21 protein-coding genes and 1 riboswitch are annotated in these 25,672 nt (G+C 69.0%); of the genes, 15 read left to right on the forward strand and 6 right to left on the reverse strand.

Annotation, left to right across the window (positions count from 1 at the left end):
* Window positions 1–36: 36 nt before the first annotated feature.
* Window positions 37–1,704, reverse strand: a complete 1,668-nt coding sequence (locus BG90_RS22465) for a phospholipase D family protein (protein WP_045568547.1) — start codon at window positions 1,702–1,704, stop codon at window positions 37–39.
* A 171-nt stretch (window positions 1,705–1,875) separates the two neighbouring features.
* Between BG90_RS22465 and BG90_RS22470 the strand changes: the two genes are divergently transcribed.
* From BG90_RS22470 to BG90_RS22490, 5 genes are all read left to right on the forward strand, one after another.
* The gene (locus tag BG90_RS22470) at window positions 1,876–2,409 is read left to right on the forward strand and encodes a GNAT family N-acetyltransferase (protein WP_232288966.1); all 534 of its coding nucleotides are present in this window, start codon (window positions 1,876–1,878) and stop codon (window positions 2,407–2,409) included.
* Between the two features lie 28 nt (window positions 2,410–2,437).
* Window positions 2,438–3,724 carry a DUF445 domain-containing protein gene (locus BG90_RS22475; RefSeq protein WP_010120346.1) on the forward strand — a complete coding sequence of 429 codons (1,287 nt, stop codon included), beginning with the start codon at window positions 2,438–2,440 and terminating at the stop codon, window positions 3,722–3,724.
* 208 nt (window positions 3,725–3,932) lie between these two features.
* Window positions 3,933–5,513 carry a Na+/H+ antiporter gene (locus BG90_RS22480; RefSeq protein WP_010120342.1) on the forward strand — a complete coding sequence of 527 codons (1,581 nt, stop codon included), beginning with the start codon at window positions 3,933–3,935 and terminating at the stop codon, window positions 5,511–5,513.
* Between the two features lie 323 nt (window positions 5,514–5,836).
* The gene (locus tag BG90_RS22485; RefSeq protein ID WP_010110322.1) at window positions 5,837–7,477 is read left to right on the forward strand and encodes an acetolactate synthase large subunit; all 1,641 of its coding nucleotides are present in this window, start codon (window positions 5,837–5,839) and stop codon (window positions 7,475–7,477) included.
* 61 nt (window positions 7,478–7,538) lie between these two features.
* Window positions 7,539–8,972, forward strand: a complete 1,434-nt coding sequence (locus tag BG90_RS22490) for an aldehyde dehydrogenase family protein (protein WP_010120340.1) — start codon at window positions 7,539–7,541, stop codon at window positions 8,970–8,972.
* Window positions 8,973–9,185: 213 nt separating this feature from the next.
* Here BG90_RS22490 and BG90_RS22495 read toward each other — a convergent pair whose 3' ends face one another.
* Together BG90_RS22495 and BG90_RS36240 are read right to left on the reverse strand one after the other, a co-directional pair.
* Window positions 9,186–9,587, reverse strand: a complete 402-nt coding sequence (locus BG90_RS22495; RefSeq protein ID WP_010110318.1) for a MaoC family dehydratase — start codon at window positions 9,585–9,587, stop codon at window positions 9,186–9,188.
* A gap of 254 nt (window positions 9,588–9,841) precedes the next feature.
* Window positions 9,842–10,267: a hypothetical protein gene (locus BG90_RS36240; protein WP_157135666.1), complete on the reverse strand. Its 426-nt coding sequence runs from the start codon at window positions 10,265–10,267 to the stop codon at window positions 9,842–9,844.
* A 165-nt stretch (window positions 10,268–10,432) separates the two neighbouring features.
* Here BG90_RS36240 and BG90_RS22500 point away from each other — a divergent pair, with 165 nt between their 5' ends.
* From BG90_RS22500 to BG90_RS22540, 9 genes are all read left to right on the forward strand, one after another.
* On the forward strand, window positions 10,433–11,530 hold the full coding sequence (locus tag BG90_RS22500; protein ID WP_010110316.1) for a hybrid sensor histidine kinase/response regulator: 1,098 nt from the start codon (window positions 10,433–10,435) through the stop codon (window positions 11,528–11,530).
* Window positions 11,531–11,701: 171 nt separating this feature from the next.
* A complete protein-coding gene (locus BG90_RS22505; RefSeq protein ID WP_010110315.1) occupies window positions 11,702–13,378 on the forward strand; it encodes a methyl-accepting chemotaxis protein in 1,677 nt (558 codons plus the stop codon).
* A gap of 30 nt (window positions 13,379–13,408) precedes the next feature.
* The gene (locus BG90_RS22510) at window positions 13,409–13,948 is read left to right on the forward strand and encodes a chemotaxis protein CheW (protein ID WP_010120337.1); all 540 of its coding nucleotides are present in this window, start codon (window positions 13,409–13,411) and stop codon (window positions 13,946–13,948) included.
* Entirely contained in the window at window positions 13,945–16,011 is a 2,067-nt protein-coding gene (locus BG90_RS22515; RefSeq protein WP_010120335.1) for a CheR family methyltransferase, read from the forward strand. The genes BG90_RS22510 and BG90_RS22515 overlap by 4 nt, the downstream gene beginning before the upstream one ends.
* On the forward strand, window positions 15,992–16,723 hold the full coding sequence (locus tag BG90_RS22520; protein WP_045568399.1) for a chemotaxis protein CheW: 732 nt from the start codon (window positions 15,992–15,994) through the stop codon (window positions 16,721–16,723). The genes BG90_RS22515 and BG90_RS22520 overlap by 20 nt, the downstream gene beginning before the upstream one ends.
* Window positions 16,720–19,545, forward strand: coding sequence for a hybrid sensor histidine kinase/response regulator (locus BG90_RS22525; protein WP_010120316.1), 2,826 nt, complete (start codon window positions 16,720–16,722; stop codon window positions 19,543–19,545). Before BG90_RS22520 ends, BG90_RS22525 begins: the two co-directional genes overlap by 4 nt.
* 4 nt (window positions 19,546–19,549) lie before the next feature.
* Window positions 19,550–20,575 (forward strand): chemotaxis response regulator protein-glutamate methylesterase, encoded by a 1,026-nt coding sequence (gene cheB / locus BG90_RS22530; RefSeq protein WP_010110299.1) that lies wholly within the window; start codon window positions 19,550–19,552, stop codon window positions 20,573–20,575.
* Window positions 20,576–20,983: 408 nt separating this feature from the next.
* Window positions 20,984–21,706, forward strand: coding sequence for a haloacid dehalogenase type II (locus BG90_RS22535; protein WP_010120314.1), 723 nt, complete (start codon window positions 20,984–20,986; stop codon window positions 21,704–21,706).
* Between the two features lie 104 nt (window positions 21,707–21,810).
* Window positions 21,811–21,877, forward strand: a riboswitch (Fluoride riboswitch).
* An 82-nt stretch (window positions 21,878–21,959) separates the two neighbouring features.
* Entirely contained in the window at window positions 21,960–23,243 is a 1,284-nt protein-coding gene (locus tag BG90_RS22540; RefSeq protein WP_010120312.1) for a voltage-gated chloride channel family protein, read from the forward strand.
* Window positions 23,244–23,375: 132 nt separating this feature from the next.
* Here BG90_RS22540 and BG90_RS22545 read toward each other — a convergent pair whose 3' ends face one another.
* On the reverse strand, window positions 23,376–24,323 hold the full coding sequence (locus BG90_RS22545; protein WP_010120311.1) for a CPBP family intramembrane glutamic endopeptidase: 948 nt from the start codon (window positions 24,321–24,323) through the stop codon (window positions 23,376–23,378).
* Window positions 24,324–24,612: 289 nt separating this feature from the next.
* On the reverse strand, window positions 24,613–24,888 hold the full coding sequence (locus BG90_RS22550) for a DUF4180 domain-containing protein (RefSeq protein WP_326972868.1): 276 nt from the start codon (window positions 24,886–24,888) through the stop codon (window positions 24,613–24,615).
* On the opposite strand from BG90_RS22550, the gene BG90_RS37470 reads away from it, so the two are divergent.
* Window positions 24,823–24,993 carry a hypothetical protein gene (locus BG90_RS37470; RefSeq protein ID WP_010120309.1) on the forward strand — a complete coding sequence of 57 codons (171 nt, stop codon included), beginning with the start codon at window positions 24,823–24,825 and terminating at the stop codon, window positions 24,991–24,993. The two genes, BG90_RS22550 and BG90_RS37470, sit on opposite strands and share 66 nt — an antisense overlap.
* A gap of 69 nt (window positions 24,994–25,062) precedes the next feature.
* Here the strand turns inward: BG90_RS37470 and BG90_RS22555 are convergent, their stop codons facing one another.
* Window positions 25,063–25,500, reverse strand: a complete 438-nt coding sequence (locus tag BG90_RS22555; RefSeq protein ID WP_010120307.1) for an SRPBCC family protein — start codon at window positions 25,498–25,500, stop codon at window positions 25,063–25,065.
* Between the last annotated feature and the right edge of the window lie 172 nt (window positions 25,501–25,672).

Genomic DNA, 25,672 nt, shown 5'->3' on the forward strand with positions numbered 1-25,672 from the left:
GAGTGCCGCAGGCGCGGCGTGATGCCGCGCCGCGCATCAGAGCTGATCTTCGATCGGCAACAACAGACACAGCCCCGCGAGCAGGTTGCGATAGAAGCCCGCGTTCGGATCGACGCCGTACGTGCGCACGCGGCCGTCGGCGACCTCGGTCCACACGAGCGGCCATGCGGTCGTGCTCGCGCCCGCCGTCTGCACCGCGCCGGGCGCGCCCGGCGTATCGGATGCGAGCGTCACGCGATAGCTGATGGTCGGCTTCGTCACCTCGTCGAACAGGTCGGCGACTTGTTTCGCGAGCCGCGGACTGTGAATCACGAGCGCGAGCTCCGTGTTCAGGTGCGCGGAGCGCGGATCGAGATTCATCGAGCCGATCACGAGAATCTTCCGATCGATTACGTACGCCTTCGCATGCAGGCTCGCGCGCGAGCGCGAGCCGAGCACGCCGATGCGCGTCCGACCCTGATCCGGCTTGTATTCGTACAGCTCGATGCCGTGCCGCAGCATCGGCACGCGATACGGCGCGTAGCCCGCCTGCACGGCGACCGCGTCGGTCGCGGCGAGCGAATTCGTCAGGATGGCGACGCGCACGCCGCGCGCGGTGAGCTGGCCGAGCGCCTTCACGCCCGCCTTGTGCGGCACGAAATACGGCGAGAGCACGAGGAATTCGCGCTGCGCGTCGCGCGTTAGCGCGATGAGCCGCTGCATCGGCGGGCTCTTGTAGCTGTCGTCGGGCGCGGCGATCTTGTCGGGCGAATCGGCCGTGAACTCGGCCGGCGCCCAGACGAGGCCGAGCTCGTCGCGCGCGATCTGCGCGGACAGCGGCGTCGCGTTCAGCGGCTTTGCGTTGTAAGGCGTCGCGTTCGCGCGCCAGTGCGCACGCAGCGCGTCGCGCGCGGCGTCGAGATCCGCCGCATCGTAGCGCCGCTGGTTCAGCGCCGGCAGCGGATACGTGAGCGCGCTCGACCAGTAAGCGTCGAAGCTCGCGGAGACGTCGTGCGTGACGGGGCCCGCCGCGAGCACGTCGAGATCGCGGAACTGCAGCGTCGGGCTCGCGTTGAAATACGCGTCGCCGAGATTGCGGCCGCCGACGATCGCGATCTGGTTGTCCGCGATCATCGCCTTGTTGTGCATCCGGCGCGCGAAGTTGTCGATTTGCGTGAAGAGATTCGCGGTGCGCGCGAACATCCCGCGGCGCGCGGCGCCGAACGGATTGAACACGCGCACTTCGAGGTTCGCGTGCGTGTCGAGCGCCGCCATCAGGCGGTCGACATCCTTGAAGTTCAGATCGTCGACGAGCATCCGCACGCGCACGCCGCGGTCGGCCGCGTAGAGCGCCGCGCCGAGCAGCAGCTTGCCCGTCGTGTCCTCGGCGGCGATGTAGTACTGGATGTCGAGCGTCTTCGTCGCCGCGCGCGCGACCGCGATGCGCATCTGCAGCGCCTCGTCGCCGCGCGGCAGCACGAGAAAGCCGGATTCGCCCGGATGCGCGCGCTGCGGCGCGGCGAGCGCGTCGGCAAGCGGCGTCGACGTGTCGGGCGAGAGCGCGTGAGAGACCGTGCGGTCGAGCGTGGTGGCAGGCGGATGCGTCGCGCAGCCGGCGAGCCCGAGCCCGAGCGCGGCGCACACGACGAGCGCGCGCGCCGCGGCCGCGACGACGCCGGTCGGGCGGCGCAGCGACAGGCTGCGGCGGGCGAGACTGTCCGGCACGTTGCTGACTCCTTCGGGCATCGGTCTGGATGGTCGTCGAATCGACGGCGCGGCAGGCCGGGGCACCGCGTGAAGGCATTCTAAGTGGCGCGAACGACACGGGTCAACCGAGCCGCGCGACGGCCGGTGTACCATCTGACGAGTCCATTTTTCATGCCGGCGACGCACGTCATGCCCGATTCGACATCCGTACCCGCCGTCGAAGTCAGACGGCTTTCGGCCTCGCTCGCGGCCGACTATCGCGCGATCCGCCTCGCCGCGCTGCAGGATATGCCGGACGCGTTCGGCTCGACCTACGACGTCGAAGTGGCGCGTCCGCTGACCGCGTTCGCCGAGCGGCTCGCCGGCACGATCGTGTTCGGCGCGTATGTCGGCGGCCGGATCGCCGGGATGGCCGGCTTCAAGCGGCTGGACGGCGCGAAGGCGCGCCACAAGGGCTTCCTGTGGGGCATGTACGTCGCGCCCGACGCGCGTCGGCACGGCGTCGGCGCCGCGCTGCTCGACGCGGTGCTCGCGGCCGCGGCGGAAGCGGTCGAGCAGGTGACGCTCGCCGTCGTCGACGGCAACGGCGCGGCGCGCGCGTTCTACGAGCGGCACGGCTTCGTCGTGTACGGCGTCGAGCCGCGCGCGCTGAAGGGGGCGAACGGCTACGCGGACGAACTGTTGATGGTGAAGTTCCTGCCGTCCGCGCCGCCGCGCGCATGACGGGCGGAACCGATACGACCGGATCACGATGCTCGACGACAAGGAACGGGAACTCCGAAACAGCAAGCGGCGCGCGCTCGCGCTGCTGTTCGCCGCGGCGGGCGTGTTCGCCGCGACGCTGTTCGCGCCGCGCGGCTTCTGGATCGACGGCGTCAAGGCGATCGCCGAGGCGTCGATGGTCGGCGCGCTCGCCGACTGGTTCGCGGTCGTCGCGTTGTTCCGGCGCGTGCCGATTCCGTTCGTGTCGCGGCACACGGAGATCATTCCGCAGAACAAGGAAAAGATCGCCGACAATCTGGCCGCATTCGTGCAGGAGAAGTTTCTCGATCCGGCGTCGATCGTCGCGCTGATCAAGCGGCACGATCCGGCCGCGCGGCTCGCGCAGTGGCTCGCGACGCCGCGCAACGCGGACGTGCTGGGCGGCTACGCGACGCGCCTCATCGCGTTCGGGCTCGACATGACCGACGACGCGCGGATCCAGTCGTTCGTGAAGGACGCGTTCCATGCGGTGCTCGACCGGATCGACCTGTCGCAGTCGACGGGCGCGATTCTCGACACGCTGACGAAGGACGGCCGCCATCAGGCGCTCCTCGACGACGGGATCGCGCAGATCGTCGCGTTCCTTCGCGATCCCGACAAGCGCGCGTCGATCGCGACTTACATCGTCGACTGGCTGAAATATGAATTCCCGAAGATGGAGAAGCTGCTGCCGACGAACTGGCTCGGCGAGCACGGCGCGGAGCTGATCTCGAACGTCGTGACGCGCGTGCTCACGCAGATCGGCGACGATCCCGAGCACCGGCTGCGGCGCAGCTTCGACGACGCGGCCGCGCGGCTCGTCGTGCGGCTGAAGAGCGACCCCGCGTTCATCGAGAAGGGCGAGGAGATCAAGCGCTATCTGCGCGACGGCGACGCGTTCAACCGCTACGTGAAGGACCTGTGGGACCAGTTGCGCGCGTGGCTGAAGGCCGATCTCGCGCGCGACGAGTCGGTCGTCCACCGGCGCGCGACGGCGCTCGGCAACTGGCTCGGCGAGCGCCTCGCGCAGAGCCCGCAGTTGCGCGATTCGATGAACGAGCACGTCGAGCGCGCGGCGAGCGAGATGGCGCCCGAGTTTGCCGAGTTCCTGACGCGGCACATCAGCGACACCGTGAAGAACTGGGACGCGCGCGAGATGTCGCGGCAGATCGAGCTGAACATCGGCAAGGACCTGCAGTACATCCGGATCAACGGCACGCTGGTCGGCGGGCTGATCGGGCTCGGGTTGTACGCGGTGTCGGGCATCGCGCGGTGGGCGGGCGCGCTGCCGCATTGAACGGCGCGCGTTCGTCGCGGGTCCGCTGCCGCCGGGTCCGCCGCGTTCGCGGCATTTGCTGCGTCGAATGCGCTTGCCGCGCCGAAGCATCGGCATCCTGAACGGATTTGACATTCGCATGCTCGACGCCGCGCGCGTCGCCGTGCTGTAATCGCGCGACCATCGCACGTTCGTCCGTCCGTTCAACCCTTGCGAAGAAGGCGCTTCCATGTCTCCGGTCTCGGCATTCAAGCTCGTCTTGCTGTCATTTCTCGCGATCGTCGCGCTCGAGCTGCTCGCGAAGCGGCTCCGGCTGCCGCCCGCGGCCGCGCTGCTCGTCGGCGGCGCGGGCATCGCGTTCCTGCCCGGGCTGCCGCCCGTCAATCTCGATCCCGATCTCGTGCTGATCGTGTTCCTGCCGCCGCTCCTGATGGACGGCGCGTACTTCTCGGTATGGGAGGAGTTCAAGCGCAACGTCGGCGGCATCATGATGCTCGCGATCGGCGCGGTCGCGTTCACGACGCTCGTCGTCGGCGTCGCCGTGCATCTCGTCGCGCCGGGCCTGCCGTGGGCCGCGTGCTTCGCGCTCGGCGCGATCGTGTCGCCGCCCGATGCGGTCGCCGCGAAGGCCGTGCTCGAGCGCGTCGCGCTGCCGCGCCGGCTGATGGTGCTGCTCGAAGGCGAGAGCCTCCTGAACGACGCGGCGGGGCTCGTGCTGTTCCGCTTCGCGGTCGCCGCCGCGCTCACGGGCGCATTCAGCGCCGGCGACGCGGTCGTGCGCTTCGCCGAGCTCGGCTTCGGCGGCGTCGCGGTCGGCTTCGCCGTCGGCTGGCTGATCGTGCGCTTCCTGAGGCTCATCGAAGACGATTACCTCGTGATCACGACGGCCGTCATCGCCGCATGGATCAGCTACATCGCCGGCGAAATGTTCGAGGTGTCCGGCGTGATCGCGACCGTGACGACCGGGATGATGCTCGGCTGGCATCAGCACGAGGTGTTCTCCGCATCGGTGCGCAACCGCGGCACCGCGTTCTGGCAGGTGATCGTGTTCCTGCTCGAGGCGCTCGTGTTCGTGCTGATCGGCCTGTCGCTGCGCGGCGTGATCGTGCGGCTCGGCGGGCTCGGCGAGGTGTTCGCGACGATGATGCCCGCGGTGGTCGCGGTGCTCGTCGCCGTCGTCGTGTCGCGCTTCGTCTGGGTGTTCGCGGTCGAATGGCTGAAGACGCCCGTCGCGCGCGTGCGGCGGCGAGGCTTGCGGGCCGACTGGCGGGCGGCGGCCGTGATGAGCTGGGCGGGGATGCGCGGCGTCGTGACGCTCGCGATCGCGCTGTCGCTGCCGGACGCGATGCCGGGCCGCGACCTGATTCTCGTCGCCGCGTTCGCGGTGATCCTCGTCACGGTGCTGTTGCAGGGCACGACGATCGGGCCGCTGATCCGGCTGCTGAAGCTGCGCGATCCGGGGCCCGCCGCGCATCATCTGACCGAGCCGCAGGCGTGGGCGCGCGTCGAGGCCGCGCAGCTCGCGGCGATCCAGCCGCTCGTGCGCGACGCCGACGGCAACGTGATCCATCCGCGGCTGCTCGAGCAATATACGTACCGCGCGAACGTGACCGCGCGCCATCAGAACGAGCCTGCGTTCCCGGCGAGCGAGCGCAACGCGCACTACGACGTCGTGCTTGCCGCGATCGCGGCCGGCCGCGCGGAGCTGCTGCGGCTGCATCGCGGCGGGCGGATCCACGACGAGATGCTGTACCTGCTCGAACGCGATCTCGACTTGCAGGAGATCGCGGCGCAGCATGCGAAGGGGTAGCGGCATGCGTGGCCGTCCGCGCCTTTCCTTCCCGGCTGTCATCGTTTCGTAAACCGCGCTGCTCGAAGCGGCTTTTTCGGCGATCTCCTACAATCGAGAAGCGTTCCCGCCGCCGGTGCGCCGTCGTTCGCGCGCCGGCCGCCGTTTCGGTGTCCGGCCGAATGCCGCGGGCCGCGCCGCGCATCGCCGCGGCGGTTTCGCCCAGCCTGCTCGTGCTTTTGTCTGTCGAAGGAAACGGGTCGCGCGCGCCGTAGGCCGGCGTGCGCGCCGCTCAACGCCGCGCCGTCCGTAGGCCGGATGCGCGGCACCAACCGAGAGTCCCCATGAAAGCATCCGATTTGTTCGTGAAGGCGCTGGAAGCAGAAGGCGTCCAGTATGTGTTCGGCATTCCCGGCGAGGAAAACCTCGATCTGCTCGAATCCCTGCGGCGGTCGCGCATCAAGCTCGTGTTGACCCGCCACGAGCAGGCGGCGGGCTTCATGGCGGCCACCTACGGGCGGCTGACCGGCAAGACGGGCGTGTGCCTGTCGACGCTCGGCCCGGGTGCGACGAATTTCGTGACGGCGGCCGCGTACGCGCAGCTGGGCGGCATGCCGATGCTGATGATCACCGGGCAGAAGCCGATCAAGTCGAGCAAGCAGGGGCATTTTCAGATCGTCGACGTCGTCGGGATGATGCAGCCGCTGACGAAGCTCACGCGGCAGATCGTGTCGATCGGCAACATTCCGTCGGCGGTGCGCGAAGCGTTCCGGCGCGCGGAGGAAGAGCGTCCCGGCGCGACGCATCTCGAATTGCCCGAGGATATCGCGCACGAAGAGGGCGACGGCAAGCCGATCCCGGCGAGCTACAGCCGCCGGCCGGTCGCCGAGGAGAAGGCGGTTGCGCACGCGGTCGAGGCGATCCAGGCGGCGCGCCATCCGCTCCTGATGATCGGCGCGGGCGGCAATCGCAAGACGACCTGCAAGATGCTGAAGGAATTCGTCGACACGACGGGCATCCCGTTCTTCACGACGCAGATGGGCAAGGGCGTGATCGACGAGACGCATCCGCTGTGGCTCGGCAACGCGACGCTGTCGGACGGCGACTTCGTCCATCGCGCGATCGAGCACGCGGACTGCATCATCAACGTCGGCCACGACGTGATCGAGAAGCCGCCGTTCTTCATGCGCGCCGACGACAAGACCGTGATCCACGTGAACTTCCTTGGCGCGCAGGTCGATCCCGTGTACTTCCCGCAGATCGAGGTCGTCGGCGACATCGCGAACGCGGTGTGGCAGATGAAGGCGAAGCTGACGCGGCAGCCGCACTGGGATTTCTCGCGCTTCATGCTGATCAAGGAGCACTTCGACGCGCACCTGAAGAAAGGGCAGGACGATCCGCGCTTTCCGATGTATCCGGTGAGGATCGTCAACGATCTCTACCGGTCGCTGCCGGAAGACGGCATCGTCTGTCTCGACAACGGCATGTACAAGATCTGGTTCGCACGCTACTGGCGCGCGCACGAGCCGAATTCGCTGCTGCTCGACAACGCGCTCGCATCGATGGGCGCGGGCCTGCCGTCGGCGATCGCGACGAAGATCGTGCATCCGCAGCGCAAGGTGATCGCGGTATGCGGCGACGGCGGCTTCATGATGAATTCCCAGGAGCTCGAAACGGCTGTGCGGCTCAAGCTCGACCTCGTCGTGATGATCCTGCGCGACGACGCGTTCGGAATGATCCGCTGGAAGCAGGAGAACATGAATTTCCCGGATTACGCGATGACGCTCGCGAACCCGGATTTCGTCGCGTATGCGCAGAGCTACGGCGCGCACGGGCACCGGATCGCGTCGGCCGACGATCTCGAGCCGCTCGTGCGCGAATGCTTCGCGTCGCCGGGCGTGCATCTGATCGACGTGCCGATCGACTACTCGGACAACGAGCGCGTGCTGAATCGTGAAATCAAGCGCCTGTCGGCGCAGTTGTGACCGCAGCCGGCACATCGACAAATCGGCACATCGGCACATCAACTGGACGGAGTCATTCGACATGCTGAAGGAAACCTATCCGTACTACCTCGCGAACGACGCGGTGTACGCGAACACCGATCTCGACGTCACCGACAAATACAGCGGCAAGGTCGCGACGCGCGTCGCGCTCGCCGACGCGCAGGCGATCGACGCCGCGATCGCGGCGGCCGTCGGCGCGCAGAAGCCGCTGCGCGAGCTGCCCGCGTTCAAGCGGCAGGCGATTCTCGAACACTGCGTCGCACGCTTTCGCGAGCGTTTCGACGAGCTGGCCGAAGCGCTGTGCATCGAGGCGGGCAAGCCGATCAACGATTCGAAGGGCGAAGTGACGCGCCTCATCGACACGTTCCGCGTCGCGGCCGAGGAAGCGGTGCGCATCGAAGGCGGAATCATCAATCTCGAAATCTCGCCGCGCGCACAGGGCTACAGCGGCTACTACAAGCGCATGCCGATCGGGCCGTGCTCGTTCATCTCGCCGTTCAACTTTCCGCTGAACCTCGCCGCGCACAAGGTCGCGCCCGCGCTTGCCGCGGGCTGCCCGTTCGTGCTGAAGCCCGCGAGCCGCACGCCGATCGGCGCGCTGATCATCGGCGAGGTCCTCGCGGAAACGGATTTGCCGAAGGGCGCGTTCTCGATTCTGCCCGCGCATCGCGACGGCGCCGATCTCTTCACGACCGACGAGCGCTTCAAGCTGCTGTCGTTCACGGGCTCGCCCGCGGTCGGCTGGGAGCTGAAGAAGAAGGCGGGCAAGAAGAAGGTCGTGCTCGAGCTGGGCGGCAACGCGGCCGCGATCGTCGACGCCGATCAGCGCGACCGGCTCGACTACGTCGTCGACCGGCTCGCGTTCGGCGCGTACTACCAGTCCGGGCAGAGCTGCATCGGCGTGCAGCGGATCATCGTGCACGCGGACGTCTACGATGCGCTGCGCGAGAAGCTGATCGCGAAGACCCGCTCGCTGAAGATGGGCGACCCGAAGGATCCGGCGACGTTCGTCGGCCCGATGATCTCCGAAGCGGAATCGCGGCGGCTCGCCGGCTGGATGGACGCGGCCGTCGCGGCGGGCGCGAAGATCGTCGCGGGGGGCAACGTCGACGGCGCGATGTTCGAGGCGACGCTGCTCGAGCACGTCGGCCGCGATCAGGATCTGTATCGCAAGGAGGCGTTCGGCCCCGTCGCGCTGCTCGAGAAGTTCTCGGATTTCGACGACGCGCTCGCGCGCGTGAACGACAGCGACTTCGGCTTGCAGGCGGGCGTGTTCACCGATTCGCTCGCGCATGCGCAGCGCGCGTGGGACGAGCTCGAAGTGGGCGGCGTCGTGATCAACGACGTGCCGTCGTTCCGCGTCGACAACATGCCGTACGGCGGCGTGAAGGACTCGGGGCTCGGCCGCGAAGGGATCCGTTACGCGATCGAGGACATGACCGAGCTGCGGCTGATGGTCGTGCGCAAGCGTTGAATGCGGCGCCAGGGCGGGGCGGCTCGGCGACGCGTTCGCCGGCGCTGCCGCCGCTGCGCCGCCACATGATCGCGCCATTCCGCGGACGTATCTTTGGCCGCGAGAATCCGGCGAATCGGCAAGTCGATGCGTCGCGCCGCCCATCGAGCGAGCACGATGGCGACCGCGGGCGCAGAAGCAGCCGCAGCAGCCCGTCGCGGCGGCGGTTCTGCGCTACGTCGCCGCGAGCGCGTCGTCCGGCAGGCTGAGGCTCGTCGATTTCGCGATCACGCAGACCTCGCCCGCCGTGTTGCGCAACACGCCTTCGAGGCGAACGACGTCGCCCTTCAGCTTCGCGCTCGGTTCGATCGCGACGATTCGCCATTCCATCGTCACCGTGTCGCCTGCCGCGACCGCCTTGCGGAACTTGAACTCGAATTCGAGCCCGAGCGCCGGGCGTCGCTCGCTGAGGAATGTCGCGACCATGCCCATCATCAATGCCGAATAGTGCGTACCGCTGACGATCAGTCCGCCGAACCGCGTCGGTTCGGCGAGCGCCTCGTCGTGATGCAGCGGATTCATGTCGCCGGCGAGCGTCGCAAATCGGCGAACGGAATCAATGTCGAACGTGACCATTTTCGAGATGGTTTCGCCAACACGGTAACTCGGATTCATAGGCGCGTGCTGAATAATTAGATAAGAAAGATGTCGATTGCGTTTTAAACGAGCATTGCGCGAATATCGAGATAAGGCCGCAATGCGGGAGATCGTCGCTATCTCAAAAAACGGGGCGGCGCGCAATGATCGAGACGTCCGCGATTGCGTCGGGGACGGTTGACGAATGGCGACGCCGCGTCGTCACGAGATGCTATCGTCCACCGACCGGACGGTCAATCGAGCGTGCTGTCCGGCTGCGCGGCACGCGCGTCATGCAGTCGACGTTCAATCGGTTCGACGGGCGTCGTGCGCCGCGCGCATGCGGCAAACGCCCGTCCGCCGGGCGTCGTGCGCCATTTTCCGCCGAGTCTGGCACGTTCGGCGAACGTGCAGCGATCGTGGCAGGCGAAAACGTTTGCGTCCCGCCAACTTCCGGTGCTGCCGGTGCAATTGATAAATCTCTCTGTGGCGGGCAGATAACACACTGCACGGACGCAATTGCGCGCGGCGCGTATCCGGCGCATTGTGATCGCAGTATCAACCGGATCGCGTCGACGCGCGTTTTTACCTGATCGATCGGAGATTCGATCGCGAAACGAAGTGAAATGCTCGCCGATTATCGAGCGAAATCGGCGAACAGACTTAATTTCATTTAACATCGGCACTTTATATTCGTTTTAAGAAAGAATGAGGGCCCGTTTCATTGCCGTTCACGCGGAACGGCGGGCTCGCGCTCACGCGATCGCATGCCGAACCCGCCAGGCACGCGAGCGACGAACGGAGCTGGAACAGGCGACAAGGCAACGATTGCGTAGCGCTACGACATGATGAACAAAACGAATAGGGATAGTGATTCGGATTCGCTTGAATCGGGGATTTCGGTGCTGCTGGTCGACGACCAGGCGTTCGTCGGCGAAGTGATTCGCCGCTCGCTCGTCCCGGAGAGCGACATCGTGCTGCACACGTGCACCGACGCGCAGCGCGCGCTCGCGATGGCGAGGGAAGTGAAGCCGACCGTGATCCTGCAGGATCTCGTGATGCCCGACATCGACGGCCTCGAACTCGTGCGCGCCTGGCGTGCCGACGCGCAGACGGCGCGCGTGCCGATCATCGTGCTGTCGGCGAAAGAGGAGCCCGACATCAAGCGCGCGGCGTTCGTCGCCGGCGCGAACGACTATCTCGTCAAGCTGCCCGACACGATCGAGCTGATCGCGCGCATCCGCTACCACTCGAACTCGTATCTGACGCTGCGGCAGCGCGACGAAGTGCTCGACTTCCTGTCGCACGACATGCGCACGCCGCAGACGTCGATCCTCGCGCTCCTCGACGTCTATCGCAACGAGCACGGCGCGATGCCGCCGATCCTCGAGCGGATCGAGACGCATGCGCGCCGCGCGCTCGCGCTCGCCGACGGCTTCATTCATCTGACGCGCGCGCAATCGGAGAAGCGGCCGAGCGAGACGGTGAGCCTGAACGAGGTCGTGCTCGACGCGGTCGACCAGATGTGGGAGAAGGCGGGCAGCGTCGGCAGCCGCGTACGCGCCGACGTGCCGCCGACCGAATGCCTGTGCATCGGCGACCGGATGATGCTCACGCGCGCGGTCGCGAATCTCGTCGACAACGCGCTGAAGTACGGCCCCGCGGGCTCCGAGGTGCGCTGCACGCTCGTCGAGGACGGCGACTGCTGGCTGATCGGCGTCGAGGACGAAGGCGCGGGCATCGCCCCCGAGCAGCGCGCGGCCGCGACCGAATCGTTCGTGCGGCTCGTGCCCGCGGGCGGCGCGCAGCGCGGCGGCTTCGGGCTCGGGCTCGCGTTCGTGCGCGCGACGGCCGCGAAGCATCGCGGACAGATCCTGATGCGCTACACGCCGCGCGGCTTTCTCGCGGGACTTCGGATACCGAAGGATGCGAGCGCCGCGTGACGCGTGCGTGCGGCATGGTTCATTCGCGCGCCCTGGCCTGTCCCCGTACCCGATGCTTCAAGTTACACTCGCGATGCCCGGGTTTCGCGTCGCGCCGGGATCGATGCGATCCGCCCGGTGCGGCGCGCGACGCTTTTTTCACATGATTTTCCGCCAGCCGGATAGAACGACATGCCCACTGTGACGCCTCGCGCCAGCAACGAGATTCTTCGCAAACCCGCCGCCGGCAACCGGCTCACGCTGGGCAACCGGATCCTGTTCAGCTTCGGCGTGCTGTTCGTGCTGATGCTGTTCATGGCGGCGCTGTCGTATCAGCGCCTGCGCGCGATCAACGAAGAAGCGATCAGCATCGAGCGCGATTCGCTCCCGGGCGTCTATCTCGCCTCTTCATTGCGTGCGGCTGCGAACGAATCGTACATCGTGCTGCAGCGCGCGGTGTTCGTCGACGCCGATGCCGACGCGGTCCGGCGCGATCTCGCGAAGGTGCCCGGCATGCTCGAAGACTTCGACAAGCTGTTGTCCGCGTATCAGGCGTCGACGTTTCGCAGCGACGACCAGCAGCGCTTCAACACGTTCCATGATTCGTACAACCGCTACCTGCCGCTGTTGAACGACACCGTGCAGAAGGCGCGCGGCGCGAAGAACGATGCGCTCGACGCGTACGCGAAGATGACGCCCGCATGGGAAGAAGTGATTCGAAATGCGAACATTCTCGTGCAGGAGAACCGGCGCTTCGCCGAGCAATCGGCGGCGCTGATTCGCGAATCGGTGCACGGCACCGAGATCACGCTCGCGGTCGCGCTGGGCGTCGTGCTCGTGTCCGCGCTCGTGCTCGGCTATTTCCTGTTTCGCGCGGTGACGGTGCCGATGGCGCGGCTCATCGACGTGCACGACGTGATGCGCACCGGCAACCTGACGCAGCGCCTGAACCTCGGCCGCAACGACGAATTCGGCACGCTCGAGAGCGGCTTCAACCGGATGGCCGACGAGCTGACCGCGCTCGTCGCGCAGGCGCAGCAGTCGTCGCTGCAGGTGACGACGTCGGTCGCCGAGATCGCGGCGACCTCGCGCGAGCAGCAGGCGACCGCGAACGAGACCGCGGCGACGACGACCGAGATCGGCGCGACGTCGCGCGAGATCTTCGCGACGTCGCGCGATCTGCTGCGCACGATGAACGAAGTGTCGTCGGTCGCCGAGCAGTCGGCGACGCTCGCGGGCGTCGGCCAGAGCGGCCTCACGCGGATGGGCGAGACGATGCGCAGCGTGATGGACGCGGCCGGCTCGGTGAACGCGAAGCTCGCGATCCTCAACGAGAAGGCGATCAACATCAATCAGGTCGTCGCCACCATCACGAAGGTCGCCGACCAGACCAACCTGCTGTCGCTGAACGCGGCGATCGAAGCGGAGAAGGCGGGCGAATACGGCCGCGGCTTCGCGGTCGTCGCGACCGAGATCCGCCGCCTCGCCGATCAGACGGCCGTCGCGACGTACGACATCGAGCAGACGGTAAAGGAGATTCAGTCGGCGGTGTCGGCGGGCGTGATGGGGATGGACAAGTTCTCCGAAGAGGTGCGGCGCGGGATGCGCGACGTGCAGCAGGTGGGCGGCCAGCTGTCGCAGATCATCGCCGAAGTGCAGACGCTCGCGCCGCGCTTCCAGATGGTCAACGAAGGAATGCAGACGCAGGCGAGCGGCGCCGAGCAGATCACGCAGGCGCTGTCGCAGCTGTCCGAGGCCGCGCAGCAGACGGCGGAATCGCTGCGGCAGTCGTCGCAGGCGATCGACGACCTGACGCTCGTCGCGAATCAGTTGCGCACGGGCGTGTCGCGTTTCAAGGTCGACGCGTGACGCGCGCGTGACGCGAAAAGCGGAGCCGACATGCTGTTCCTGCTGTTCCACCTCGACGGCGAGCGCTATGCGCTCGAAGCGGCGGAGATCGCCGAAGTGCTGCCGCTCGCCGCGACGAAGACGATTCCCGGCGCGCCCGCGTGGGCGGCCGGCATTCTGATGCATCGCGGCGAGCCGGTGCCGGTGATCGACGTGCCGTGGCTCGCGCTCGGCCGTCCCGCGCAGCATCTGCGCTCGACGCGGCTCGTGCTCGTGCGCTACCGGCTGCCCGCGGCCGCCGAGCCGGCGTTCGCGCAGCCGCGCGTGCGTTTGCTCGGGCTCATCGTCGAACGCGCGACGCAGACGACGCGGATTCCGCGCGACGCGTTCCGCGGCAGCGGGATCGCGACGCCGCACGCGCGCTGGCTCGGACCGATCGCGAGCGATGCGCACGGCGTCGTCCAGTGGGTCGCGGTCCAGCACATCGTCGACGGCGATGTGCGCGCGTTGCTGTTCGACTATGCGGCGTCGCTCGATCCGGCCGGGCCGCTTGCGTCGCCGGCCGGCGCGCCGGCGGGAGGCGGGTTGTGAACGTGTTCGACCCGCGCTTTCATGCATGGCTGTCGCGCGAGACCGGGATCGATCCGGCGTCGCTCGGCAACGACTTCGTCGCGCGCGCGCTCGCCGAGCGGATCGCCGCGACCCAGCCGGGCGTCGACGGCGGCGCGGCCGCGCAGTCGGGCCGTCCCCATCAGCCGATCACGGATGAAGCGGTCGACGCCTACTGGCAGCGCCTGAACGCGTCGCCCGACGAGCGGCGCGCGCTGATCGAGCTGTTCGTCGTGCCGGAGACCTGGTTTTTCCGCGAGCGCGAGGCGTTCGGCGCGCTCGCGCGGCTCGGCGCCGAGCGGCTCTTCGCGGAGCCCGCGCGCGTGCTGCGGATTCTGAGCGCACCGTGCTCGACGGGCGAGGAGCCGTATTCGGCTGCGATGGCGCTGCTCGACGCGGGCATCGATCCGGCGCGCTTCGAGATCGACGCGCTCGACATCAGCGGCCGCGCGATCGAGCACGCGGAGCGTGCGCGCTACGGACGCAACTCGTTTCGCGGCCACGCGCTCGAGTTTCGCGACCGGCATTTCAAGGCGGCGGCCGACGGCTGGGTGCTCGACGAGCGGGTGCGCGCGTGCGTGCGGTTCCGGCGGGCGAATCTGCTCGATCTGCTCGGCTGCCCCGGCGAACCGTACGACTTCGTGTTCTGTCGCAACGTGCTGATCTATTTCGATCGCGACGCGCAGGATCGCGTCGTGCGGATCGTCGAGGAGCAACTCGGCGAGCGCGGAATCGTGTTCGTCGGCCCGGCCGAGACGGGGGTCGTGATGCGGCAGGGGCTGACGTCGGCGCAGATTCCGCTTGCGTTCGCTTTTCACAAGGCGGCGGCCGAGACGGCGGAGCGGCCCGGCGTGCCGGCCATCGGCGCGCCTGCGGCGGGCGGCGCGAGGCGCGGCGGGGCCGTGGCGGCAACGGGCGTCGCTGGCGTCGCCGGCGCGGAGCGAACGCGGACGCTGGGCGGCACGCTGCGCGCGATCGCGCACGAATGGTTCGTCGATGCCGGCTGGCCGACGCCCGAGCCGATCGCACGCGCGATCGACGGTGAGCCGGCCGCGTTCGAGCCGTCGGCCGAATCGTTCGCGTCCGCGCCGAACGCCGTGCGTCCCGCATCCGAACCGCTCGCGCGTGCGGGCGACTCCGGCTGGCCCGCGGCCCGTGCGTTCGCGCGCGCGCCGAGCGTTGCGGAGCACGCCGGCGAATCGTTCGCACCGGCTCGCGACGCCGGACGTTCCGCGAGCGCGCCGCCCGTGAACGCATTCGACACGGGCTGGACCGCCGCGGGCGCATTCGCGCGCGCGGCCGATGACACCGCGCAAACGCCCGGCGATTCGTTCGCCCCGGCGATCGACGCCGCGCATTCCGCGGCCGCGCCGCTTGCGCGCGGCGCGAGCGGCGCGTTCGATTCGCTTTCCACGTCGGCGGCCGATACCGGCTGGCCCGCCGCCGAGCCGATCGCACGTGACGCCGCCGCCGCCGCGCCGCGCGCGTCCGCATCGCTCGCCCATACGTTCGATACGGGGTGGCCCGCGTCCGTGCCGCTCGCGGGCGCGACGGGCGTCGCGCAACCGGCGTTCGTGCCGCATGCGTCCGGCGCGTCACGCATCGTCGGCGGCGTGGCCGGGACGGACGCCGCGTCCCGCGCGAGCGCCGAGCCGTACGCCGGCGCGCCGCCCGAAGCGCCGCTCGACGCCGCCCGCCGCCTCGCCGACGCAGGCGCGTTCGACGCCGCGCAGCAGGCGGTGCGCGCGTCGATCGACCTGTCCGGCCCGAGCGCCGACGCGTTCTATCTGCTCGGCCTGATCGCCGACGCGCAGGGCCGCGGCGACGAAGCGACGGACTGTTATCGGAAGGCGCTGTATCTCGAGCCGTCGCACTACGAAGCGCTGACGCATTTGGCGACGCTGCTCGACATCGCGGGCGATCGCGACGGCGCACAATGGCTGATGCAACGGGCCCGGCGTGCGGCCCAGTACGAATCGGCCTCGACCGTGACCGACACGGACGACGGCGAACCAAGAGGAACTCATGGACCGCGACGCCGTTGAGCGACCACGGATCGCATTCGAGATCGACGCTTGCTGGAACCGCATCGGCACGCGCGGCGACCGTTCGTGCGAACGGCTCGAAGCCTGTCGCCGCTGCCTGAACTGTCCGGTGTACACGCAGCACGCGGCGCTGCTTCTCGATCGTCCGCTGACCGATGCGGATCTCGCCGACGCGGCGCGCCTCGCGGCCGAGCGCGCGCCGCGTTCGACGGCGGCCTCGGCGGCTTCGGCGGCGGCGCGCGACGGCGCGGCCGAGACCGTCCATTCGGCGCTCGCGTTTCGCGTCGCCGACGAATGGCTCGCGCTGCCGATCGGCGTGCTGCGCGAGATCGCCGATACGCGGCCGATCCATGCGCTGCCGCATCGGCGCAATCGCGCGGTGCTCGGCATCGTCAACGTGCGCGGGATGCTGCGCGTCGCGGTGTCGCTCGCCGACCTGCTGAGCCTCGATGCGCGGGCCGATCGCGCCGCGTCGCGCACGCGCTTCACGCGGATGCTCGTCGTCGCGCATCGCGGCGATCCCGTCGTGTTCCCGGTCGATGAAGTCGAGGGCGTGCTGCGCTTCACGCCGTCCGAATGGATGCCCGTTCCCGCGACCGTCGCGCGCACGGGCGGCGCGCATTCGCGCGGCGTGTTCGCGTGGCGCGGCAAGACGATCGGCCTGCTCGACGAGGACCGCCTGTTCGATTCGCTGACGCGGAGCCTGCGATGAGCCTCGACGACGATCTCGGCAGGGCATCGCTGCTCGAGCTGTTCCGCGAGGAAACGCAGACGCAGACGCAGGCGCTGTCCGAGCGGCTGCTCGCGCTCGAGCGCGGCGCGCAGGACGCCGCGACGCTCGAGGCGTGCATGCGCGCCGCGCATTCGCTGAAGGGCGCGGCGCGGATCGTCGGCGTGCCGCAGGGCGTCGACATCGCGGGGCGGATGGAGGATTGCTTCGTCGCCGCGCAGCATGGCCGGCAGCCGCTGACGCCGTGTCATGTCGATGCGATGCTGACGGGCGTCGACTTGCTCGTGCGGGTCGGCGATCCGCGGACGGCGGCGCCCGTCACGCAGGGCGAGATCGACGCGTTCGCGGCGGCGCTCGATGCGGCGGATGCGGGGGCACGCGAGGCGGGCGGCGCGAGCGAAGCGGGCGCGGCGGCGCGCGCGAGCGGGAAGACCGGCGGAAAGCGCGTCGCCGGTTCGGGCGAGAAGGACGATGCGATGCGCGCGAGCGGCGTGGGCGGCGTAATCGGCGCGAGCGGAGAGGCCGATGTGCGCGCCGCCGCGGGCGCAAGCGAAGCACTCGACGCACGCGGTGCGCTCGGTGCGGGCGGAACAGTCGATGCAGGCCGTGTCGTCGGTGCGCGCGGCGCGGGCCATGCGGCCGATGGCGCAGGCGTCGGCGGAACTGCCGACGCGGGCGCCCCGATCGGTGCGGACAGAACGAATGATGCCGGCGACGCGATCGCCGCAAACGAAGCGGCCGGCATGCGCGGCGCGGTCGGCGCGGTCGGTGCGACGGGCGCGAACGAAGTGAGCGATGCAACAGGCGGCATCCCGCGCGGCGCGGCCGATTCGCGCGCGATGACCGACAGCCCCCGCGCTACGCAAACACCGCAACATGCGCCGGCGCCTGCGCTTCGCGGCGCATCGCCCGCATCGAACTCGATGCAGCTTCACACCGAGCTCGTACCGAATGCCCATGCGCCCGACCCGACGCGCGACGCGCCGGCGATGACGCGCGACACGCCGGCGACGGCGCAGGACGCGCCGCACCAGACCGCCCGTTCGCCCGACGCCGAGCGCGCGTCGAGCCAGATGCGCCGCGTGCGCGCCGAAACGCTGAACCGCTTGTTGAGCCTGTCCGGCGAATCGCTCGTCGAATCGCGCTGGCTGAAGCCGTTCGCCGAGTCGATGCTGCGCGTGAAGCGCGCGCAGCGCGACGCGTCCCGCTCGCTCGACACGCTCGTCGAAGCGCTCGCCGACGATGCCGATCCGCGCGTGCGCGGCGCGCTCAACGACGTGCGGCAGATGTTCACCGACTTGCAGCGCACGTTCGCGACGCGGCTCGACGAGCTCGACCGCTTCGAGCGCCGCAACTCGCACATCGCCGAGCAGCTCTACGACGAAGCGCTGCAATGCCGGATGCGTCCGTTCGGCGACGCGACGCGTGCGTATCCGCGCGTCGTGCGCGATCTCGCACGCTCGCTCGGCAAACGTGTGCGCTTCTCGATCGCCGGCGAAGCGACGCAGGTCGACCGCGACATCCTCGACATGCTCGACGCGCCGCTCGGCCATCTGCTGCGCAACGCGATCGATCACGGCGTCGAGCCGCCCGACGTGCGCGTCGCGCGGGGCAAGCCGGCGGAGGCGACCATCACGCTCGAAGCGCGGCACAGCGCCGGGTCGCTCCTCGTCAGCGTGAGCGACGACGGCCCCGGCGCCGATCTCGCCGCGGTGCGCGCGGCGATCGTTCGCCACGACCTGACCGACGAGGACACGGCGGCGCGCCTGTCCGACCAGGAGCTGCTCGAATTCCTGCTGCTGCCCGGCTTCTCGATGCGAGAGCAGGTGACCGACGTGTCCGGCCGCGGCGTCGGTCTCGACGCGGTGCAGGAGATGGTGAAGTCGGTGCGCGGCGCGGTGCGGATCTTCAACGAGCCGGGCCTCGGGATGCGCTTCGTGCTGCAGCTGCCGCTCACGCTGTCGGTGATCCGCAGCCTGATCGTCGACGTCGGCGGCGAGCCGTACGCGTTTCCGCTCGTGCAGGTGCGCCGCACGCTCGAGCTCGACCGCGCGGACATCGACGTGCTCGAAGGCCAGCAGCATTTCCCGCTCGACGACCGCCGCGTCGGCCTCGTCACCGCGCACCAGTTGCTCGACGCGGGCGAGCTCGACGAGAGCCGGCTGAAGACGGCCGTCGTCGTCGTCGGTGGCGAGCCGGAGACGTACGGCGTCGCGGTCGACCGCTTTCTCGGCGAGCGCATGCTCGTCGTGCAGCCGTTAGACGGACGCCTCAACAAAATTCAGAACATTGCAGCGGGCGCTTTGCTGGAAAATGGCGATCCGGTGCTGATCGTCGACGTCGAGGATCTGATCCGCTCGATCGACAAGCTGATTCGCGGCGGCCAGCTCGCGAAGGTGCGGCGCGGCGATCAGGATACGCTCGTGCAGCGGAAGAAGCGCGTGCTCGTCGTCGACGATTCGCTGACCGTGCGCGAGCTGGAGCGGAAATTGCTCGAGAAGCGCGGCTACGACGTGACGATCGCGATCGACGGGATGGACGGCTGGAACGCGATCCGCGGCGACAGCTTCGATCTCGTCGTCACCGACATCGACATGCCGCGGATGGACGGCATCGAGCTCGTCACGCTGATCAAGGGCGATCCGCTCTTGAAGTCGGTGCCCGTCATGATCGTGTCGTACAAGGATCGCGACGAGGACCGGCGGCGCGGGCTCGAAGCGGGCGCCGATTATTACCTGGCGAAGGGCGGCTTCCATGACGAGGCGTTGCTCGACGCCGTGCACGACCTGATTGGGGGCGCGTAAAGCCATGAACATCGGCATCGTCAACGACTTGCCGCTCGCCGTCGAGGCGCTGCGCCGCACGATCGCGCTGCGGCCCGAGCACCGCGTGCTGTGGGTCGCGACGGACGGCGAGCAGGCCGTCGACTTTTGCGTCGCGCAGCCGCCGGACCTTGTCCTGATGGACCTCGTGATGCCGCGGATCGACGGCGTGACGGCGACGCGCAGCATCATGGAGCGCTCGCCGTGCGCGATTCTCGTCGTCACCGCGAACGTCGGCGCGAACGCGTCGTACGTGTACGAGGCGATGGGCGCGGGCGCGCTCGACGCGGTCGATACGCCGACGCTCGAGCAGGGCGGCAGCGCCGATCCGTCGCAGCCGCTCCTCGCGAAGATCGACCAGATCGGCCGGCTGCTCGCGACGCGCACGCCTTCTTCCGCGCCCGTCGCGGCGCCCGCGCCGCAGGGCGTGCTGCCGCCGCTCGTCGCGATCGGCGCGTCGGCGGGCGGGCCGACCGCGTTGACCGCGCTGCTGCGGCGGCTGCCTGAGGATTTCCCGGCGGCGATCGTGATCGTCCAGCACGTCGACCAGGCGTTCGCGATCGGGATGGCGCAGTGGCTCGACGGCTATACGTCATTGCCGGTGCGCATCGCGCGGCAGGGCAGCGCGCCGCAAATAGGCGAGGTGCTGCTCGCGGCGACGAACGATCACCTGCATCTGACGCCGCGCGGGCTGCTCGGCTATACGCGGCGCCCCGAAGAGACGCCCTACCGGCCGTCGGTCGACGTGTTCTTTCACAGCATCGTCGATCACTGGAAGGGCGAAGCGGTCGGCGTGCTGCTGACGGGCATGGGGCGCGACGGCGCGCTGGGCCTGAAGGCGATGCGCGCGAAGGGGCACTACACGATCGCGCAGGACGAGGCGACGAGCGCCGTGTACGGGATGCCGAAGGCGGCCGCCGCGATCGGCGCGGCGAGCGCGGTGCTGCCGCTCGACCGGATCGCGGATCAGCTCATCTCGCTCGTCCAGCGCAACAAGCATCGCTGGCGCTGAGCGCGTTCGGGTTCTGCTTCGATATCGGCGTCGGCTTCCGTTTCGTCGTTGGTTTCGGCTTCGATATCGGATTGGGATTCAGCTTCGATTTCGGCTTCGGAGTCGGAGCCGGAGCCGGTCTCGATTTCGACTGCGGCCTCGATTCCGCCCGAGCGAAAGCGCGCACGCGATCCCCGATAATGTCGGGCGGCAGATGTGCGATCTTCCAGACGTGCAGGAGCGGCGGTCCGCGTTCGGCGGCCGTACGGGGCGGTCCTGCGTTCGACGATCCCGCCTGCGTCGTCGGCCGGCGGTCCGTTCGCCGCGCTACGTTGCCGACTGCGTGCGCATGGCCGACGAACACGGCTCGACTCGCCCGAGCGGGGCCGCTGCATCCTGAAACGTCATCCCACGACTCAGGAGAGCATCATGCAAGCGCTTGGCGTGAAGGCATTGGTTTTCGACGTGTTCGGCACCGTGGTCGATTGGCGCTCCGGCGTCATTCGCGACGCGGGGCCTTTTCTGGCGAAGTACGGCCGCGCGGGTGCCGACCCGGCCGCGTTCGCGGATGCGTGGCGCAAGCGCTATTCGCCCGCGATGGAGGCCGTGCGGAGCGGCCGCCGGCCGTTCACGCGGCTCGACGCGCTGCATCGGGAGAATCTCGAAGCGATCCTGCCGGCGTTCGGCATCGATCCCGCAAGCGTGTCCGAAGCCGATCTGCACGAACTGAATCTCGCATGGCACCGGCTCGATCCGTGGCCCGATTCGGTCGCGGGGCTCGCGCGGCTGAAGGCGCATTACATCATCGCGCCGCTGTCGAACGGCAACGTGATCCTGATGATCGACATGGCGAAGCGCGCGGGACTGCCGTGGGACGCGATCCTCGGCGCCGAAGTCGCGCAGGCGTACAAGCCGACGCCCGAAGCGTATCTGCGCACGGCCGACATCCTCGCGCTGCGGCCCGAGCAGGTGTGCCTCGTCGCCGCGCACAACGGCGATCTCGCGGCCGCTCGGGGTTGCGGCTATCGGACCGCGTTCGTCGCGCGTCCGCGCGAGCACGGCCCCGCGCAGACGACCGACTTGCGCGCGGAGCAGGATTGGGACGTCGTCGCGGCGGATTTCGTCGAGCTGGCGGAGCGGTTCGGCGCGTGACGGACGATGCGGCGCGCGGCCCGTCGATCGGCCGTGCATGCGGCGACGGCGCGCCCGCACCCGCCGCGACGGTTGCCGCTGCGCTCCGGCATCGCGTACAATCCGCGGCGACCGGAGATGGCATGCCTCCGTACAACCGCCGGCGAGCCGGCTGATGATGCCTACGCGTTCCTGGGTGCAGGAGGTCGTAGGCCATCCGTAATACGCGGCGTCCTGCCGCCCGGGTTTGATGTCCTGTCGAATCTGGAAATTCATGAAACGTCTGCAAACCCTCGAGCCTGTCGTGATGCTCGCGCATCTGTGCCGCTGGCTCGCGCTGTCGGCGGTGGTGGGCACGCTCGCCGGCTCGGCGTCCGCGCTCTTTCTCCGGGCGCTCGATCTCGCGACCGGCACGCGCGTCGCGCATCCGCGGCTGCTGTGGCTGCTGCCCGTCGCGGGTTTTGCGACCGGCTGGATCTATCATCGCGTCGGCCAGTCCGTCGAGCGCGGCAACAACCTGCTGATCGACGAGATCCACGATCCGCAGCGGATCGTGCCGAAACGGATGGCGCCGCTCGTGCTCGCCGCGACCGTCGTCACGCATCTGTTCGGCGGCTCCGCGGGCCGCGAAGGCACCGCGGTGCAGATGGGCGGCGCGCTCGCCGATCGCGTCACGCAGCGCTTCAGGCTCGATCGCGACGACCGCCGGATCATGTTGATGAGCGGGATCGCCGCCGGCTTCGCGTCGGTGTTCGGCACGCCGCTCGCGGGCGCGGTGTTCGGCCTCGAAGTGCTCGCGATCGGACGGCTGCGCTACGACGCGCTGCTCGCGTGCGTCGCGGCGTCGATCGTCGCGGACGCGGTGTGCCGGCTGTGGGGCATCCATCACACCGTCTATGCGGTGCCGTTCGTGCCCGCGCTGAGCGCGGCGGGCGTCGCGTCGGCGGTGGCGGCGGGCATCGCGTTCGGCGTCGTCGGCCGGCTGTTCGCCGCCGCGACGCATGCGCTCGGCGCGCTCGCGAAGCGATGGATCGCGTATCCGCCGCTGCGTCCCGTCGCGGGCGGCGCGCTCGTCGCGCTCGCGGCGACGCTCCTGCAGACGCCGCAATATCTCGGCCTCGGCATTCCGACAATCGAAGCCGCGTTTCGCGGGCCGCTGCCTGTCTACGATTTCGCGGGCAAGTTCGCGTTCACGGTCGTCACGCTCGCGTCGGGCTTCAAGGGCGGCGAAGTGACGCCGCTCTTCTACATCGGCGCGACGCTCGGCAACGCGCTGTCGCATCTCCTCGCGCTGCCGGTGCCCGTGCTCGCGGGGCTCGGCTTCGTCGCGGTGTTCGCGGGCGCGGCGAACACGCCGATCGCGTCGACGATCATGGCGATCGAGTTGTTCGGCGCGCCGATCGGCGTGTATGCGGCGCTCGCATGCGTCGTCGCGTATCTGTTCTCCGGGCACGCGGGCATCTACCGCGCGCAGCGCGTCGGGCAGACGAAGCTGCCGGGCATGAGCGGCGATGCGGGCGTCGCGCAGCCGGTTGCGCGGGAATCGACGGCGAGGTGATCGCGCGGCGCGCCCGAGCGGCGCGCGCGTGACGTTCGAAGCGCAGCCGAAGCGAAACCGAGGCGAAACCGAAGCGCACCTCACACGCACCAGCCGCGCGCGAGCCGATCCCGGATCGATCGCCGGGCCGGCTCAGATCATCTGTCGACGCCCGTGCGCGAGGGCAGCGCCGCTCGACGCCGCGCGCGACGGCAGGCGCCACGCGACATACGCGAGCGCCGCGAGCGCCGGAAACACGAGCACGCTCGCCTCGGGGCCGACCGTGCCGCCGCTCAGCCACACGGGGCCGATCGCGTGGCTCCTGAACAGCGTGTCGCGCGCGGTGAGCCCGCTGTCGGCCGCGCCGAACAGGAACGACTCGCTCCAGTCCCACATCGAATGCTCGCCGAGCACCCACCACAGCGAGCCGGTGCGCCAGATCGCGACGCACGCGACGAGCCCGTAGATCACGACGGGCACGATGCCCGCGATGTTCTCGTTGCGGTTCGATACGTGCGAGATGCCGAACGCGAGCGACGTGAGCGCCGCCGCGACGACGGGATGCGTGCGTTGCGCGAGCTTGAAGAACGCATAGCCGCGAAACGCGACTTCTTCGGCGAGTGCGACGAGCAGGAACGCGGCCGCCCACACGACGGCCGATTCGAGCGCGGCCGCCCGGTTCGCGCCCGAGTATTCGATCGTCGCGCCGCCCGTCAGCACGAGCAGGCCCATGATCGCCGACACCGCGGCGAGGCTGCAGAACGCGCCCCCGATGAAATGCGACACGCTGCGCGGCGTGCGCAGTCCGTAATCGAGCCACGAGCGGCGGTCGATGCGGCTCATCACGCGCGTCGCGATCAGCGAGGCCGCGCACAGCGCGAGCTCGAACGGAATCTGTCCGGCCGCGCTCAGGTCGCTGTGCGGACGGAACGGATGGTGCACGAGGCGCGCCGCGTAGCCGAGCACGAGCAGGATCGCCGCGACGATCGCGGCAAACAGCAGCACGGCCCAGCCGGCGCGCAGGCCGTCGGCGCCATACCAGATCCGATTGAGTCGAGGCGGTAACGGGGGCGGCCGGCCGTTTTTTTTCACGTCTCCCATTTGAGCGTCCCGGGTTTTTCGATGATCAGGCTTACGAATTGCCTTCGCGTGCGTCGCTCGGTCAGGTCTCGGAATGCGGCGCGTACGGGGCGGAATGGTACATCCGGCGCGGGAAAATGTGGTGGCGCCGATTGTGGAGAATGGTGGCGATGTGTCGAGCGACGTGCGGAGGTTGCGTCGCGTGCGTCGGCGGCGCGGGGGAAGCGTCGCGCTGCGGGTCGCGGCGTGGTGATTCGGTGAGCGGGTGATTCGGCTTATCGGCGATTCGACGAACGAGCGACGCGTCGATTCAGCGTATGTCGACGCGCCGCGCACGCGCGATGCGGCCGCGCGCGCACAGCCGCTGCGCGAGCGCATCGAAGTCCGCAACGAACCAGAACGCGTCGCCGCGATTCGTCTCGCGCACGAGATCGCGCAACGCGCGGCTACGCGCGAGCGGCGCGTCGATGTTGCCGATGACGGCGCGCTTGACGCCGTAGTTGATCAGCTTCTGCACGAAATGTCCGGCGACGCAGGTGTCGAGACGAAAGAAGTCGTCGTGCAGCCGTTTGGCCGGCAGCGCGATCCATGTCGCGTCGTGCCCGTGCGCGGCGGCGATCAGCAGGCCGGCGTCGTCGTCGCGCAGGGGCGCCGCATCGGCCGCGTTGAAACGAAGCCGGGCATGGCGTGACGAGGGCGTCGGGAATACTCGTGTTGCCGCTGCCCGCGCTCGGCATCCGTGCGGATCACGACGACGCGCTCACCACGGATTCGACAGCCGGAGCTTGCGCACGCCGCGGCGAATGCCGCCTTCCAGAAAATGCCGGATGATCGACGCGACGAGCGGCACCTTGCCGTCGAACGTGATGACGTAATGAAACCGCGTGCGATCGCCGTCGACCGCGAGAAACTTCATCACGCCGAGGTGGTCCCGCAACGGGCTGCCTTCGGTGATCCGGTACTCGATCAACTGGTTTTCCCGATAGGCGGTGACGGTCTCGACGAAGGGCGGCGCGCCGGGCACCCGCATTTGGCGGGCGGAGCCGACGCCGTTGCGTTCCGGATCGCCGTCGCGGATGCGGCGGATTTTCGCGGGCGCGAAGATCGATTTGAGCTTCTCGTGCTCGCTGAAGAAGCGAAACACACGTTGGACGGGGGCGTCGAATTCTTCGTTGATTTCTATGCGTTGCGTTGCCATCGTGATTCCTCTGTTGCGGGTGGTAGGAGGATGCTCCGTGGCGTCCGCGGCTCATCGGGCGCGCGGCGCGGCGGAGTGGGTCTTCACGCGGACGGGCGCGGCGCCGGGCGTCGCGCACGGGCCGCGCGCGATCTGCTTGTATCTCGCATGCGGGTTCGATCTCGAATGCGGG

Source organism: Burkholderia oklahomensis C6786 (assembly GCF_000959365.1).
GTDB classification, from domain to species: domain Bacteria; phylum Pseudomonadota; class Gammaproteobacteria; order Burkholderiales; family Burkholderiaceae; genus Burkholderia; species Burkholderia oklahomensis.